We start from the raw sequence: 15,475 nt of genomic DNA on the forward strand, positions 1-15,475 counted from the left end.
TTCATTGGTTTGAGGAGATGATGTCATGTTGACTATTTTAGGCTTTTTAGAGTTAGTGTAATTAAATATGTAAAGTTTTGTATTAGGATTCAACATTTCTGCTACATTTGGTATTGGTATTTTATTGGTTGGGGGACTAAGTTTAACTCTGCCACTCTGGAGTGATACCACCAAGTACAGCGAAACATTATTCTGTTTTACGCCAAATAATAAACCTTGCAAAAATGACCAAATCAAGCGCGGTATTAGCTGGATAGTAGAACATGAGCGCCGAAACTCAACCTTTGATAGCAATATCAAAATAGTCGGTAATTTAGCACCAGAATCACCTACCGCACCTCTGTTTGGTTTAGCTGGTACAGCCGCGCTATTAACTGCTTACGTTGGGTCTAAACTACTTACAGACAGCCAAGAATCAGCTATTCATAGTCAGTTTTCACTACTTAAAGTTAAGGCATTTCAGAATGATTTAGATGTGGATAACCATCTGGACTTAACTAAATTCTCAAAGGAGCAGCAAAGCAGGATAACTAAAGAAGCGATCGCACGTAACGCATCGGAGACGATAGAGGCTATGAAATCACCCAATGAATTAGCGCTGGATGAAATTAACGGGCGATTACAGGGTGAAGTTGCGCTTAAAAGTCACGAGCTAAACTTATCTGATTTAGATAAACAGATTGTAGATAATCGGCTGGCAGCAGCAAAAGCGACTGTCGGTGGAACCATAAGATTGCCGTTAAAACGTGCTTATGCTTCCAATTGATTTCGGCAAAGTTATGCTTCCAAATAAACAAGCGTGCCATTCATTCCGGTATAGATCATGTTTATTCATAGCCGAGAGAGCTTTGAACATCACGTAAAGTCTTCTTAGCATACCAACTCAGCATGACTCCTGGCTTAGTGAGAAGCTTAGTCACCCTAGCTTGAGTCGGTTTGTGTCCTGTTTCATGTAGCAATTGAGCAATATTAATAATCTCTTGGCATATGCGTTCCCTTTTCTCTTGCCCACTAGCTTTCTGGTACTCTTTATACCGCTTAGAGATTTCGCGAGAAAGTTCAGAGAAATATCGGTATAAATAGCTGTTATTTTTATAGCCAAGTCGTCGATTAATGGAAAGAAGTGAAGGAGGTGGAAATTCTTTGAGTGCTGCTTCCAGAATAGGTTGTATTTTTTGCTGTTTACTTACCTTTCTGTACTCAGTATGTCTGATTTTGATTGACTCACATAAAGAAGGAAAATGATATTGCAAAACTAAAGGACGATATCTCAAACGCAGTGCCACACTTTCCAAAGAAGGTGCAGGATCTTCCTTGAGTACCTCTGTTAGAACTACATTTAAAACTTGTTTTCTCTCCAAATCTAAGTGATTATAAGATTTTCTTGGCTGCTTAACTACATTCCGTTTTGGTGAGAGAGAACTGTTTTTTGAGTCAGTTAATAATAAGTCTGTTGTTAATAAATATAACAGAGATATTTCTAGATAGTGAGTTAAAACTAAAAGATTATCAATTTGAGGTATTACTTTTCCTTTACACCACAAACCAATTGTTGCCTTATTCATCCCAGATTGCCGAGAAAAGGCAGGGATACTAGATTTCAAAACTTGCAAAATGTATGTAGAAATTGTATTACTAACTTTCTGAAGATTAGGAGGAGAATTGAGAGTAGGTGTTACTGCAACTAGCTCTCCAAAATTGTTAACTATATTCAATTGCCGATTTCGTTCTGCTTCTGACTTTATCAGGCTTGTAACAACAGTTTTATGTCGATTATTTCCCAGCCACTTACCACATTTATTACAGTGTCCGGTTCGGGAGTCCCCAGAAATTGTCAGTTGTTGTTGATGACAGTGAGGACACTGCTCTTGCAACGGTTGATGATGGTAAGGACAGACTTGGGCAGTATTGATAGACCAGAGAAGTGGTTCATAAACACTTGTGTGATTGTCATGCCATTCTTGGTAGCATTTGGAACACCAAGCCCGGTGACGACGGAGCAAGCCTCTTTTAGAAATGACCTGCGCCCAAGGTAACAGGGTAAGGTAGTGCAAGTCCAAACGCCTAGTTAGCGCAGACATTGCACCCACAAGATTAGTTGCCATGAACCCTGTTCCATTAAACGCTGTTCTATCTCTGCCAGTTCCAAATACTTTGCTAATACTTTCGTCTTGCAATTTTGCTTCTTTGCCCATTAGTGGGGCAATTTCGGTTATAGTCAACCGTCTAACAGTGACACAATGCTCATGAGCAAGTCTTTGCACATAGCCTGTTAAGCTCTCTACAGCAGGAGTTCCTATACCAATTGGCTCTAAATGATATAAGCGACTTCTTTGTGGGATAGCAGTTTTCTCAATATCCCATGATGGGTAAAGTTTGAGGGTCTCTTTGAGCATATTACTGATTGCCTACTTGATGCCGCTTGGGTTTGGGTTGTCCAGGGTTTCTTCTTAAGCGTGCTTTTTGAGTACCTAATTGTGGAGTTTTCAATGTCTGTGACTCCGAATCATCTGCAACGGCTCCTAAAGATGGCAAACCGAGTTCTGCACGCAGTTGAGAAACTTCTGCTTCAATTTGTGCATGATTGTTTTCACCTTCCTTAATTTTCTTGAGAATGTTCCGGCATTGGGCAACAGATAAGGCACGCCGTTCTAAATGTTGAATTTTAACGGTGTTCGCACCTTCGGTCATGGCATCGAAGAGCGCATTCTGAAACCAATTTTTGAGAATCCCTACGCAGCCGAGACTTCGCTCATAACAGTAATCCCAATGAGAAACTAAATCCGGCTCCTCAACAAGGGGCATATTCAGTTGAAAACCCCACACCACGCTTTGAAATATCTCTCTGTCCTGGGTGCAGTCAGCACGGTAGCGGGGAAAGTGTACGTAGGCACTATGTCGGCTCAATTGATCCCCTACATCGTGTAAGGTGAGCAGTTCATAGGTGCCAACTAACCCATGCACAACACTTGTTCTATTGGCAAGGGACTTAATAGCTTCTGGTAAATCTGTGAGCTTGCGCCCGGAAGCTATCATCAGCATATGATGAGCTTCATCAATAAAAAATATTTTGGGTTTACGATGTTTGAGAGCTTGTTCTAATGCCCATCCCAAGTCTGTTTCTATAACTTTTGATTCAATAACAATTTGCCCATTGCTATTACGATATATACCTCGTGTCCCATAGTCTATTTTCTGGTCAATCAATGGTTCATGAAGGGCAAATAAGCAGCGTTTGATATGATCTTTTGAATTGAAAAGTCCAGATTTTTGAACTACTGCCTCAACTGATGCAACTGGCAACCAACCTCTGTCAGCTTCTAATTCTTGTCGGTTCGTCTCAATCAGCCACTTTTCAATCAGCAGACGCAGGGTTGTTTTCCCAACTCCAGTTGGCCCGTAAATAAAAATAACTCGTGATTCACCAGAATTACTAACCAAAAGCTTGAGTAAATTGAAGGTTTCTTCTAACCGAGGGTGTGCCATTGTATAGTTATCGAAGAAAGCCAACCGCACTAGCGGTGATTGCAACAGTAGAGATTGGGGGAATCTTGGGGATTTGGACATGATTAATAAGAATCGAAAGATTGGAGCAGATGGGGTTTAACCGCTATATTCTCGGATGTAGGAGACGGTTCTGAGTTATTATTGTTAATCTCTTGTGCGATATTCAATTGCTCCAAAAAGCTTTCTTTTTGTCTGACTCCATCAATAACTTGAAATACTTCCTTCCCTTGAGCATCTCGCAGACGTTGGGCGAGTAAAACTTCCTCTGCTTCAGCAGTTGATAGAAATTCCGCTAACTTTTTAGCTCTCACTGTTAATTGTTTGTCATGGTTAGAGTTACGCTTTTGTAACTCAGCAGTCGCCAGCCAAATTTCTTTTTCTGAGCGTCCTTTGAAAATTGCATAATATTCACTAATACATTTAACCCATTGACCACGGATATAGGCATAGGCAATTCCCACATCAAACGGGTCATATCTGGCTTCTACATCAGTTTTCTGGATTAAAGGGTCACGAAAGGCAGAATTCCAGTAGTGAATGCCCCGTATTTGTATCCCTTTAGCTGGATGCACTTTTACCTTCCCAGATTGTGTTGTTGGTAAAGTTAAAATTCTCCAGGTTTCGTCGTTAGGTATTAGTCGGTGAGCGCGACTTCCGTACTGGGATATGCCTGAAGTCAAAGCCTGTTTTGGCGAAATTCCTAATGCCGGATGTTCTGTTGTGTCGTACTCAGAGTAAGCCCATTCGCAGAGATATAAATACAACAAGCCAAGTGTCCAAACTGCCAAATTTTTAGGATTGACAGATTTGGTCATCAACCTAATTTTTTTAGTAATCTGTGTATTACCAGCCAAGTTGTAGAGCAACTGGGTATTAGCAGTTCCAAATAGGCGTTCGCAAACTCCACTAAATCGAGAAGCAGCAGGAGGACGGTGTTTGAGCGTACATTCAAACAAAGCCAGCAAACTCTCGAAGTAATTACTGTGAAACTCTTTGCCGTTGTCCGTCACAATTATTTGGGGTAGGCGAGAGTGGCGCATCACGCAAATCCGCAGCACCATCATGCAGCTGCGGTAGCTGGGAGGGTCAAAAGTCAAATAAACCGCCAATATTGAACGACTGTAAGCATCCACCAAAAATGTTGCCCAAGGTCTGCCAAGAACTTGACCTGTAAGTGAACACCGTAGCTCTATGTCCATTTTGGTGTGGTCAATATGACCAATCTCAAAAGGGCGGTCTCCGTGACGCGGTGTCGTTAGCTCTAATTCCCAGTAAAAAGGTTTTTGTGGGTAGGCAGCCCGATGTCCTTCACGAGCTTTTGTCTGTTCCCAACCACTACGCCGTTTTATTTCGTTAATAAATGTTTTGTAGCTGGGAATTTGGTCTGGAGAAATTCCGGCACTTACGCAGGCATTGTTAAAAGCTCCATAGACTTCATACTTGCGCTTCTGTTTGTGCGTTTCGTAGGCTTGTGTTATGAATTTGTCTATCAGTTCTAAGGTCTGTTGGGGTAGCTTTCGGTTGCGGTTGCCTTTTTTATTAGAGCAACTTAAAAGCCCAATATACCCATAGCCACATTTTTGTTGTGCTTGCCGATATTTGCTTAACCAATCTCTTAAGGTACGTTCTGATATTGTGGAATTCTCTAGTGGTTGCCCCAGCAATATTGGTTCAATACTTCTGTAGCGGTGATTGGCTTCTTCTAAATCTTTTGAACTAGCTCTGAGCAGAATAGACTTTATTTGGTCATCGTTACAGTTGGAGCTTTGGAGTTGAGAAGCTGTGATTTTTCCTTGCTGAATTTTACTTTCAAACTCAGAAACGGGCAAATCAATAAAGTCTCCTCCCGTAGCACGCAAAGTAATCTCGGTATGACCAATTTGAACCACGTTGTAGCATTGACCATCCCAATTAATTGGCGTGTTGGGAATCAAATTTATAACTGGGGAACTGATAGAATCAGTGGTTGTTTGCGACGAAACCATCAAGTTGTAAGTTGTTCTTGAAAGTTGGTCGCAAAAAACTCTGCACCGTTCTGGCTCAACCAAGAGGGTTGCCTTTAAATCCACATAAATTTTTTCAGTGGCAACCAGTTGGTAAATTTCATCTACACTAACTTTATTAGCTTTATAGAGCAATTCCCTCAGAGTTATTCCAGGTTGTTCCTGAATTATTGCTTTTATAAATTGTGTTTGATTCGGATCTATACTATCAACACGATTTCGGTAATAGTCTTCTAGGAAGGTAATGTTGCGATATAAAACCCAATTAATTTGGTCATCTGACTGGATGTGAAAGTCAAATCCAAACTGCGCTGCGTGTTCAGATGCTGGTGGCGAATACCACTTCAAATCTTCTCCCTTACTGTAGCGATGGGGGTGTTTAATAATCAGCGATTTGAGTTCACTTAGAGTTTTACATTCTACCCAACCAGCACTGTTTGTTCTGATGACAAAAAAGTCTGGGGTGTAAAAGAATCCAATATTTCGCCCAGAGGCTCCTTGATAATTAATCTTGAATGCAGGGGGTTGGTCGTAAAATTCTAAGACATCTTCGTCATGCTCCAGTGAGTAAACGAAGGGAAGCTCGACTTTATGGGACTCAAATTGAATGCTTTGCCCCATCTTTTTACTGGGGTAAAAACCTGACACATTTTTTCTCCCTCCTCCTACACGCCGTGCAGGTTCTTTTGAACGGATGTCGGCGAGAGTTTTGCGAGCCAGTGGTGATAGGTTTTGACGACTACACCAGCTATCAAACTCGTCAGGTGTGAGCATTTTTCTCCCCCTGAAATTTGAGTTGAAGACGCAACTCACAACATATGTCTTGTTTTTATAGCAGTGGTAGGAGTGCTGTCACCCGATTCATTGCTCTCGACACTGGTCTGAGTGCTTCAGTTCATTGTATTTGTTACTACCGATTTGAAATCTTAAGAAAGTACGTTTTTGGCAAGCTTATGGTGATAATATTGCTTGGCGGCAATCTTATGGTTCCAATTGCTGAAAAATAACTAAAAGTGTCTAACGGACACATCAGCATCTCAGCCATTGTAGCGGCAATCTTATGGTTCCAGGCGTGGCAATCTTATCCTTCCACCGACACAAATTATCAGGCAGGATTTTTTTTATGAACTTTTATAAAAAATTGGCTGGCTCTGCATAAAACTTGTGCGCCCAACGTAAAGTAAGCAGGTACTAGTTTGGTGAACATGAATTGTCGTTTACTTGATCTGGTATTGCCTAATCGTTGTTTAGAAACTACTGCTTATAAACTATTATTCGCCAGAAATCTTCTCTTAATCCCAATGGTCAGGTCGTGGACAGCAGAATAATGAATAATTGCTTACCCCGAATCTTTGATGGGATACGAATAGTGTCCCTACGATCGCCAAAGTAGTATCCTTACCTTTTAACAAATTCATTTTGAGAGTATGAAAAGAGTAAAAATCTGTTTACTGACACTGTTGGCAGTAAGTCTATCGTTAGGGGCAACACCGCAAGCAGCACGTGCTGACAGTAGCTGCACAGCTTTGTTAACTAATAAGAAGCAGCAGGCATCACCCAACCAAACATATGCCATAGAAATGACCATGCATAGAGAAGATGTTTCTTTCGTAAGCTACAGTAGTGGCTATCTCACCCCAAATTCTGATGGTAGCTTTGAAGGCAGGTCAAATCAACTCTTTAGTGATCGAATAGCAGCAGGTCAACAGCCGTTCAACATTAACTCAGCAGATCAGCTTTATCTAGAGTTGAGTCCGACTGGATTACTTACAATTCACTACGAGACATGGAACTTTGATACTACTTGGGATATGTCCTGTAAAGGATCAATACTGACCACATACATACCGAACGTAGGAGTAGTTACGCTGACATTCCGAAATGCATCCATAATCATCGGTGAGAGGTTAAAATAAAGCGCCTTTTGTCAATGAGTTAAAATACTCAAAATATTCTTCATAAGAATGATAATCGTGTAGACCCTGTAACCCACAGCCTATAATGTTTTGTCAATGCGTAAGTTCTGCTGAAATCGGCTGGAAAGGAATTGAAGTTGGGCAGCACGTAGAATGTGGGGCAGGTGACTCGCAAAGACCTACAGCATACGCATCACAAGGTGTAATTGGTGTAATTAGGGGGGCTGGGATTAGGGGTGTAATTAGGGGTGGGATTCTGGTAGTTGAAAGGTTCAATTCATTTTCAATGCTATATACATCACTTTCCAGATTTATGGCTTTAGAATTATGACCTGGACAGCTAATATCTGGAGATGTTTGTCCTTGATATTTCACTTCAATTGATGTACCAAACAAAGCAGGTTTGACACATAAATCATATACTGGTAATACTGATAATTTTACTGGTAATACTGATAATTTGGACAGTGGTTTAGCTGCTAAAATGTCATGAAAAAATTTCATGGCTGTCTTCACTTTAATTGCGCCAGCACCTTTGCTGTTACAAATAGTGTAAGTTACCTTTCCTAATGGCAATACGCTAATTGTAAATGGACAAGTATTCGTAGAACCGCTATCAATAATAAATGCTGGCTCTTGAAGAGATATAGCTTGAAGTTGTGGAGTTTGTGCAAGTACTTTTAGAGATAAAACACATAAAGGTGTAGCTACAAACACTGAAGCCAAGCTAATTTTATAAAAATTAAAAACTTTCACTGTCACCTCACATTGATTTTTTTAGTTATTCAGACAGGTACTAACTGATTTAACTGATTTAAGAGATTTTATTACAAAAAATTTTTACCAATGGCAATTGTCAAGTTTTAAACATATAAATTAATAATTACCAAATGACAATCTCTAAGTGGTGTGTTCCAGATATTAATCCCACCAACGGTATAATTTCAGAGCGCGATCGCAAGACGTTTTTATTCCCCCGAATTCTTCAACATACCCGTCAACAATTCCGACATTTCCCACAAGTCTTTATTCCGGTTATCATCATAAATCATCAACGTTCGCGGATCAGCGTGACGACTTAACTTCTGTACCTTTCTGATATTCCCATCCGTCGCATCCAGTGCCGCCGTAATTGCCGAGTGCCTTACCCTGTGCGGTGACATGGTTTTTTTGACTCCCACTGCCTTAAAACTAGCAGATACAATTTTATAGATGGCATCAGTAGTTAAGCGATGCCCTTCGTTGTGGAAATCCAACGCCGTAAATATTGGTAAATTGGCATTCAAATCACCCCTGGCAATTAACCAATCTGCAAGAGCAGCCGCCACATCCTTGGACATATCCAAATACTCTTCATTCGTTCCCTTCCCCTTCCCTAAAACTCTCAACTTGCGTCCATAAAAATCAAAGTCCCCTACATCTAACTGACATACCTCCTGGCGACGCAAAGCTAAACCCCACAGCACCAGAAAAATTGCATAATTGCGTTTACCAATCAACGTTTCTCTATCAAACTGCTGAATCACAACAGATATCGCTTTGCTATCAACACCCCGCGTGTCACGATAAGCCTTAACCTTCTCCCCTGAAACATCTTCCAGGGAATAATTGCACACTCCCAACTTCCGCCCCATCTTCGCTAATGACTTAATCGCCGCCAACCGCCGATTGATTGTCGCCTCCCGCAACCCAGATTTAATCAGCATCGCCTTGTATTTCAACACCACCATCACCGCTTGCTCTCGCTGCAAGTGCAGAAACTCCAGCACACTATCACCAGTCGGCGGTAATAAAGTCATCTTCAGAAAGAAATCTTTAATATCTTTCTCGTAAGCCCTTTTGGTATTGGGGTTGCGCTTATCTGCCAACAGCTGCGCCAACACATCTGGGTCAAGATCAAGTTGCGCGTCAAAATACCGAGCTAAAGGTGCATCTAAACACGCCTCCAACGCAGACTTGACAATTTCTCCCGAATGTGGATTGGACATAAGTGCTGACTCGCGTTCTTAAAGAATAAGCAGGGGAGCAGGGGAGCAGGGGAGATGAAAGACACTAAGAGTCTGTTTTTCTGCCCGGATGTCCGACTGTTTTCTTTATCAGCCAAGGGTTAGGATTGTTAATCATGTTTACTAAACTACCTAGAATCTTATTATAGTTACTGTAAATTTCTCGACCTGTATCAATATCCAAGTAATTACACTTGACGGCAAATTCAATCCACGTCTGGGTTTCAGCAGCTTCCGCTTCCCCATCATTTAATTTAGCCACAAATGCTGCTACGTATCGGCGTTTCCTCCATGCTTCTGCCAGATTCGCACATACAGAACGAGAGGAACGACGAATTTGGTCTGTGAGCGAATAACGTTCCTCTACTGGAAACTTTTTAGATACCTCAAATATCTTCATCGCTGCATCAAAAGCCATTTGATACACTTTCAAGTCTTGATGATTTATGATGGCATTTTTTTCCATTTGCTATCTCTTACCTTCTTCACTCTTTCCCCCCTGCTCCCCTGCTCCCCTGCCCCCCCTCTCCCCGCGACTCGTTAAGCATAAATGCTTACTACTACGTTATCGATAATGTAGGTTTCCAATAACGAATATCATACGGCAACAGGTATGGGCATTAATCAAAACCTGAGATCAGGATCTAAATATTCCTTGCGGAAGTTTAATGGTGTTATTTGGCGGGAGCTTAATGGTGAAACTGCTGCTTTGATATCAAAACTGATAGCTTAAATATGCAGATATAGTTTATTACCAGAGATAACCGTTTCCGGCTTCAAATATAAAAAGTACTTATATTAATGCTGATATCAGGGTTACAGTCACGCGATGTTAGCACGTCACCATGTATACATCTATTAATCGGGGTGAAATTGAAGATGCAGGTTTTATCTTTACAAGGGCAGCAGGGCGGCCGCATCATGTCAATAAAAACAGTTCGTTCTCAATAGAATCTAAGATGTTATCATTAAGCCTTGTTTACTGACAAAGATTTTGCCGTAGGCGTAGCCCGTCGTAGACATCGCTTTGAGGCTTGGAAGGTGAATCAAACAAGAAATGCTGTTTTTGTCGTTGGTTCTTAATGTTGGTTGTGATCAAGAGTAATTTAAATGCGTAGTTTACTAAACTGGCACTTTAGTATTAATTCTCCATAAAATTAACGCAAGAACCATAATATTTAACAATTTCTGATTTATATTTTACGCCAACAGATGAAATACCAAAATTGCTAGAGAACAACACTAATAACTATCACAATCAAATGGAAACTGTTGAAGGTTGTACAGTTTGGTTTACAGGCTTGAGTGGTTCTGGCAAGACTACCATTAGCAGAGCTTTAGAGAAAGAGTTACGATTACGTGGCCATAAAGTTGAGGTCTTAGACGGGGATTTAATACGTAAGAACCTTACTAAGGATTTAGGTTTCAGCAAGGAGGATAGGGACGCTAACATTCGTCGCATTGGCTTTGTAGCCCAACTATTAACCAGGAATGGAGTCATAGTCTTAGTTGCTGCAATCTCACCATACCGTAAAGTTCGGGAAGAGGTTCGCCAGCTAATTGGAAATTTCATTGAAGTGTACGTTAATGCTCCATTGTCAGTTTGTGAACAGCGAGATATGAAGGGGCTATATCAGAAGGCAAGAGATGGAAAGATTAAACACTTTACTGGCATTGATGATCCCTACGAACCACCACTTTGCTGCGAAATTGAATGTAGAACTGACCAGGAAACAGTAGAGCAAAGTGTAGCTAAGGTCTTATTAACATGGCAACAAAAGACAAGGCAACATAGAGATAAATAGAAAAAGGGTGTGAAGCATGGAAAAACTGAATGATCGAGAAGTATTGACTCACAAGCGAGTTACGATTTCAACCCATCTAACCATTCATAGTTAGCTAATATAGAGACTTTCTGTAATTTGCACTTTTATTGAAGCAATGGATGCCTTCCGAACAGTTATGTATGAGTCGATCTTTTGACTGGCTGACCATTCATCGTGACCTGTTTGCTGCGAATATCGCCAGTTTGGGCTTTATTTGGGCATAATTTTTGTTTAATTCCCATTAAACCACAAGTATTTCGGCTTTTCAAGCGTGCCATTCCTGCCATTCGTTGATGCATCTAAGTTGCAGCAGCAAGCTTGTAGGCTGGACAAACAGTTGCCCAGCCCATATACTAAACTTCTTGCTAGGCTTGAACAATAAAGTCAGTAGCTGTTAAAGTTGGCGCACCAGTCAAAGTCGCAAATTGACCGCCACTGCCGAAACCAGCAGCAGTGCCATTAGGGTTGTAGAACAACTGCCCATTCAGTGGGTCGTAGACAATTTTCGCCGTGCTGGTGGCTGCTGAAGAAGTTATTTGAAAATCACTCTTGTTACTAAAACCTGTTCCCACAACAGAGGCGATCGCATTAAAGGTAGTCTTATCTAAGACAATCTTGTCAGCTTCGGAGTGTTTGAAATCACTAATCGTATCTACACCAATAGCAGCCAGGGCAAAGGGAGCATTCGTATTGTAAAGGAAGCGATCAGCACCGGCACCGCCAATCAGAGTATCATTGCCTGCACCGCCAATAAGGGTATCATTACCAGCTAATCCATTGATGATGTTGTTGCTAGCTGTGCCGGTAAGCACATCTGCATTCGGAGTTCCCGTCAGGTTGAGGGGAGTAATTGTACCGTAGACATTATCATTATTGGTGGATATCCCGGCATCATTTGCTGCACTATTGCCACTGAAGGTAGGATTATTTACAGCCGTAACAGTTGGCAGGACAGTCGGCATTCCTTGGTTATTGCCGTTGGGATTGGTGAGGGACTGGATGATAAAAATCGCCCCACCCAAGCCAAGACCTGAGTTACCCACAGTGCCGCCTGTAGCCGTGTTCTTGGTAAAGCTAGTCTTGCTGAGGGTTAAAGAACCACTGCGGACAAAAATGCCACCCCCCAGTCCAGCACCACCGCCGCTGTAGTTGCCGCCGTTGCCGCCACCAAAGCCACCCAAGCCTGAGCTGCCGCCGAAGCCGCCGCCGCCGCCGCCGAAGCCGCCGTTGCCGCCGCTGCCTGAATAGGCAGCGGCGTAGGCGGTCTCCGGATGGCTGTATCCGTTGCCCCCGCCGCCGCCGAAGCCGCCCAAGCCACCGTTGCCGCCGTTGCCGCTGCCGCTGCCGAATGCGCCGCGGACGCCGAAGCTGCTGTAGCCGCCGCTGAAGCCGTAGCCGCCGCTGAAGCTGCCCAAGTCTTCCTGCGCATAAGTACCTCCGTTGCCGCCGTTGCCACCTTGGGCTGTGTTATTACTGAAAGCGACATTGGTTAAAGAGACATTGCCATCATAGATAAACAAGCCACCACCCAGTCCAGCGCTGCCGCCGCTATAATAACCATCTCCGCCTTGGGATCGTCCGTTGGTGATGGTCAAGTTAGAAATATCAACGGTTCCCGACAAGATAAATAAAGGGCGCACGTCGCCCTTGTCGTTGATGCCGTCGTTATTCGCATCGCCGCTGATGCTGTGGTTGTTACCCACAATGGTGATATTGCTGTTCACCAAGGTTTTCATTACCCCAGTGACGCGAACATTGCTATCAATGGTAATTGTGTCATTCCCTGCTAGTTGGTTCGCTTGGCGAATTGCATAACTCAGGGTGCCTTTAGTGCTGCCGGTGCCGTTATCCGTGGCTTGGTTGACGATGAAATTTGTCATTTGATTTTTTTGCGAATGTTTTAGGTAGATGAGCAGTTATTTCTAAGCAGCGTTATGCCTCTAGCTAAGGCTAATCGGGGGACTATGTTCAATCACGCCCCCGATTTTTGCCTTTGAAGATAGCTATTTAGTTTAGTTGCTAGGCTTGAACAATAAAGTCAGTAGCTCTCAGTTGATTGGAATGGTTAAAGCATTAGCTGTTGTGAAGGTTAGAGTTGAAAAGAATTTCTTTATCGTTTTGTGTCTATTAAAGGATGTTTGAAAAGTCCTCTTGTCGGTAGCAAAACGTTCTATATCACCCTAAATACCGCCTTTTCAAGGGAATCTAGGGTGATATAGAAGTACTTAAAATCCCAGCCAACTACTTTAAAAACAACTTTTTAGGTTAACTTTTCCAGGTCAATGCAAGTTAATTGTAAATCAATGCAAGTTAATTGTAAATCAATGCAAGTTAATTGTAAATCAATGCAACTTAGCGCTTTTTTATGTCTCTGGCGAGAGAAAAAAGATGCTGACCTAGAATATTGTTCAAAGCGTTGTTTTATCAACTGAAAAAATCATTGTTCGGAACCAAGCACGAAAAAACAACGCTTTGAATATTATCTAACGAGAGTAATAAAACAGCGTTAGTTGTAGACCGATGCAAGAACATTGCAGTTTGGTAGGGAAGGGGGAAAATTCAAAGCTTGATTAACTCACCGCTTCTACTGGCTGGGCGACAATCACATTTGCCAGACTATTGCTAGGGTTCTTCCAAAAAGACAATCCATCATACTGAGTAAATAAATCTGGCGGTAAAATCGTGAGTCGCGGTTGAAACTCCACTTTCGGACGCACCTGATGTAGTCCTTTGGTATTTAACCGATTATCAAATTCCGAAGCTTCGTATTCCACATTGGCAAAATCATGCTCAAAGGGTTTCTCTTCTAAAAATTGATAAATCAGCGATATGGTTTTATCAGGTGCTTGGGTTAATAAGTCATAGTCCACCAAAAGTAAAGACGCACTGTATTCGCTATAAAATGCTTCTTTGAGGGCGTTATAAGCAAACCCCACTAACCGTTGCCCTTGACTCAAGGCTTCGGTGCGCGTGTAAACTGTAGACCGTTCTCCAGCATTATTAAACATCCGCGACACATCAAAAGCATTTTTTCTAATCAGCCGTTCAATGCTATCCATAATCCAAGCGACATTCCGCACGCAGCAAATCACCTTTGAGCCAGGAAATAGCTCGTGAATTAAGGACAACTTGCTACACCACAAACGATTAGTGTCAAAAATGACTTCTTTATCCGCTTGCGACTCGTAAAATGTTGAAAAAATAGCTAAGGTTAATGCCCGTTTTTGCTCAGGCGTGATGAAGACGGAAAATTCATTGTCTTCACTCATGGCTTCCAGCATTCGGTTCACTAGACTACCCACAGGGCTAGACATACTGGCGTGAAAGCGGGGGTTTTGCCGCAGTAAGGCTCCGAGTAAGGTGGAACCGGAACGAGGTAAGCCGGAGATCAAGTGGATTTTGGAAATCATTTGGTTATAAAAATCCTGCACCTGTGGCCTTTGACCGCAAAAACAAAGCGATTGCCCAAATTTCGCTTAATCATTAGCGCTATCAATTGTACAGCAATCGCCTTGATAAATAGACCTCTTGCAAAAAAGTTTTGTGGTATATTAAAGGGTTAAACAAATTGGCAAAAAGTTAACTAGCATTTTGAAGGTATTAATAGTTATAAATGCCCGCAATTAAGTGACAACGCATGCCATTCGGTTGAGAATAACTTTCCCATTATCAGAACTTACGCATTGACAGGAATTTGACTATGTGTATTTAAGCCTATCTCTTGTGCTAGCTGTTGTAGAATAAAGTCACGAGCTACTTGAAGAGACAAATTTCTCTGGACTTCATACCAGTTTTCAATTAACTCTTTGGCTCGCATTAATTCTAGTTGCGTAAAGGCACGAATAGCGCTAAAAAAGTGAGTTTTAATTGCCTTCATGAGACAAATCTTCCATGATTTCTGCCAAACGTGTGCAGCCAGGATATTTTGATTCTGCCAGTAGAAACAGAGTATAAGTGTTCAGGTCACACTTGGCGGTCGATGGCTTGGTAGTCGCTCTGATAGTCCTCACCCTTAATGCAGACAACCTCACTATTATCTGTCTTTCAACGCAGGCAGGTGGTTAGCGATCGCCTATTTCTTCCTGATTCATTTCATGCATTTTCTGCCTATTTTGTCAATGCGTAAGTCCTGATTATGGGAAAGCCACAAGCCGGAATTTTAATCTTTTCTAGCCCAAACACTTAAGTAATTGAGTTAAGTAATTAAGTAAACAACA

At 41.9% G+C, this 15,475-nt stretch carries 12 protein-coding genes and 1 pseudogene; 3 read left to right on the forward strand and 10 right to left on the reverse strand.

The genetic code is table 11. The annotated features are described in order from the left end of the window. Nucleotides 1–124: 124 nt before the first annotated feature. Nucleotides 125–766, forward strand: coding sequence for a hypothetical protein (locus HWQ38_RS00220; protein WP_292788929.1), 642 nt, complete (start codon nt 125–127; stop codon nt 764–766). A gap of 61 nt (nt 767–827) precedes the next feature. Here HWQ38_RS00220 and HWQ38_RS00225 read toward each other — a convergent pair whose 3' ends face one another. Genes HWQ38_RS00225 through HWQ38_RS00235 form a run of 3 tightly spaced genes read right to left on the reverse strand, consistent with a single transcriptional unit; the run spans nt 828 to nt 6,284 of the window. After that, complete coding sequence (locus HWQ38_RS00225) at nt 828–2,396, reverse strand: TniQ family protein (RefSeq protein ID WP_292788931.1); 1,569 nt, start codon at nt 2,394–2,396, stop codon at nt 828–830. 1 nt (nt 2,397) lies between these two features. Next, nucleotides 2,398–3,567, reverse strand: coding sequence for an AAA family ATPase (locus HWQ38_RS00230; RefSeq protein WP_292788934.1), 1,170 nt, complete (start codon nt 3,565–3,567; stop codon nt 2,398–2,400). A gap of 2 nt (nt 3,568–3,569) precedes the next feature. Further along, nucleotides 3,570–6,284 carry a TnsA endonuclease C-terminal domain-containing protein gene (locus HWQ38_RS00235; protein WP_292788937.1) on the reverse strand — a complete coding sequence of 905 codons (2,715 nt, stop codon included), beginning with the start codon at nt 6,282–6,284 and terminating at the stop codon, nt 3,570–3,572. Nucleotides 6,285–6,937: 653 nt separating this feature from the next. On the opposite strand from HWQ38_RS00235, the gene HWQ38_RS00240 reads away from it, so the two are divergent. Beyond that, nucleotides 6,938–7,426, forward strand: a complete 489-nt coding sequence (locus HWQ38_RS00240; RefSeq protein WP_292788940.1) for a hypothetical protein — start codon at nt 6,938–6,940, stop codon at nt 7,424–7,426. Between the two features lie 93 nt (nt 7,427–7,519). Here HWQ38_RS00240 and HWQ38_RS00245 read toward each other — a convergent pair whose 3' ends face one another. From HWQ38_RS00245 to HWQ38_RS00255, 3 genes are all read right to left on the reverse strand, one after another. Continuing rightward, a complete protein-coding gene (locus HWQ38_RS00245) occupies nt 7,520–8,182 on the reverse strand; it encodes a hypothetical protein (RefSeq protein ID WP_292788943.1) in 663 nt (220 codons plus the stop codon). Between the two features lie 212 nt (nt 8,183–8,394). Continuing rightward, nucleotides 8,395–9,414: a tyrosine-type recombinase/integrase gene (locus HWQ38_RS00250; protein ID WP_292788947.1), complete on the reverse strand. Its 1,020-nt coding sequence runs from the start codon at nt 9,412–9,414 to the stop codon at nt 8,395–8,397. 64 nt (nt 9,415–9,478) lie between these two features. Continuing rightward, a complete protein-coding gene (locus HWQ38_RS00255; RefSeq protein WP_292788950.1) occupies nt 9,479–9,898 on the reverse strand; it encodes a four helix bundle protein in 420 nt (139 codons plus the stop codon). 760 nt (nt 9,899–10,658) lie between these two features. Here HWQ38_RS00255 and cysC point away from each other — a divergent pair. Continuing rightward, on the forward strand, nt 10,659–11,237 hold the full coding sequence (gene cysC, locus HWQ38_RS00260; protein ID WP_292788952.1) for an adenylyl-sulfate kinase: 579 nt from the start codon (nt 10,659–10,661) through the stop codon (nt 11,235–11,237). Between the two features lie 386 nt (nt 11,238–11,623). Here the strand turns inward: cysC and HWQ38_RS00265 are convergent, their stop codons facing one another. The 4 genes and pseudogenes from HWQ38_RS00265 to HWQ38_RS00280 all read right to left on the reverse strand — a co-directional run. Further along, a complete protein-coding gene (locus HWQ38_RS00265) occupies nt 11,624–13,138 on the reverse strand; it encodes a calcium-binding protein (RefSeq protein WP_292788954.1) in 1,515 nt (504 codons plus the stop codon). A 690-nt stretch (nt 13,139–13,828) separates the two neighbouring features. Continuing rightward, a complete protein-coding gene (locus HWQ38_RS00270) occupies nt 13,829–14,668 on the reverse strand; it encodes a sulfotransferase (RefSeq protein ID WP_292788957.1) in 840 nt (279 codons plus the stop codon). Between the two features lie 266 nt (nt 14,669–14,934). Next, complete coding sequence (locus HWQ38_RS00275) at nt 14,935–15,135, reverse strand: hypothetical protein (protein ID WP_292788960.1); 201 nt, start codon at nt 15,133–15,135, stop codon at nt 14,935–14,937. Next, nucleotides 15,131–15,259: pseudogene (locus HWQ38_RS00280) on the reverse strand (IS701 family transposase); the annotation flags it as partial. The pseudogene HWQ38_RS00280 and the gene HWQ38_RS00275, both read right to left, overlap by 5 nt. Nucleotides 15,260–15,475: the final 216 nt, after the last annotated feature.

Source organism: Nostoc sp. NMS7 (genome assembly GCF_017115085.1).
Taxonomy (GTDB): domain Bacteria; phylum Cyanobacteriota; class Cyanobacteriia; order Cyanobacteriales; family Nostocaceae; genus Nostoc.

What these genes read in the sequence shown, in the direction of transcription:
- HWQ38_RS00225 (WP_292788931.1), bottom strand. Translation starts at nt 2,396, where the DNA reads ATGCTCAAAGAGACCCTCAAACTTTACCCATCATGGGATATTGAGAAA.
- HWQ38_RS00230 (WP_292788934.1), bottom strand. Translation starts at nt 3,567, where the DNA reads ATGTCCAAATCCCCAAGATTCCCCCAATCTCTACTGTTGCAATCACCG.
- HWQ38_RS00235 (WP_292788937.1), bottom strand. Translation starts at nt 6,284, where the DNA reads ATGCTCACACCTGACGAGTTTGATAGCTGGTGTAGTCGTCAAAACCTA.
- HWQ38_RS00240 (WP_292788940.1), top strand. Translation starts at nt 6,938, where the DNA reads ATGAAAAGAGTAAAAATCTGTTTACTGACACTGTTGGCAGTAAGTCTA.
- HWQ38_RS00250 (WP_292788947.1), bottom strand. Translation starts at nt 9,414, where the DNA reads ATGTCCAATCCACATTCGGGAGAAATTGTCAAGTCTGCGTTGGAGGCG.
- HWQ38_RS00255 (WP_292788950.1), bottom strand. Translation starts at nt 9,898, where the DNA reads ATGGAAAAAAATGCCATCATAAATCATCAAGACTTGAAAGTGTATCAA.
- HWQ38_RS00265 (WP_292788954.1), bottom strand. Translation starts at nt 13,138, where the DNA reads ATGACAAATTTCATCGTCAACCAAGCCACGGATAACGGCACCGGCAGC.
- HWQ38_RS00270 (WP_292788957.1), bottom strand. Translation starts at nt 14,668, where the DNA reads ATGATTTCCAAAATCCACTTGATCTCCGGCTTACCTCGTTCCGGTTCC.
- HWQ38_RS00275 (WP_292788960.1), bottom strand. Translation starts at nt 15,135, where the DNA reads ATGAAGGCAATTAAAACTCACTTTTTTAGCGCTATTCGTGCCTTTACG.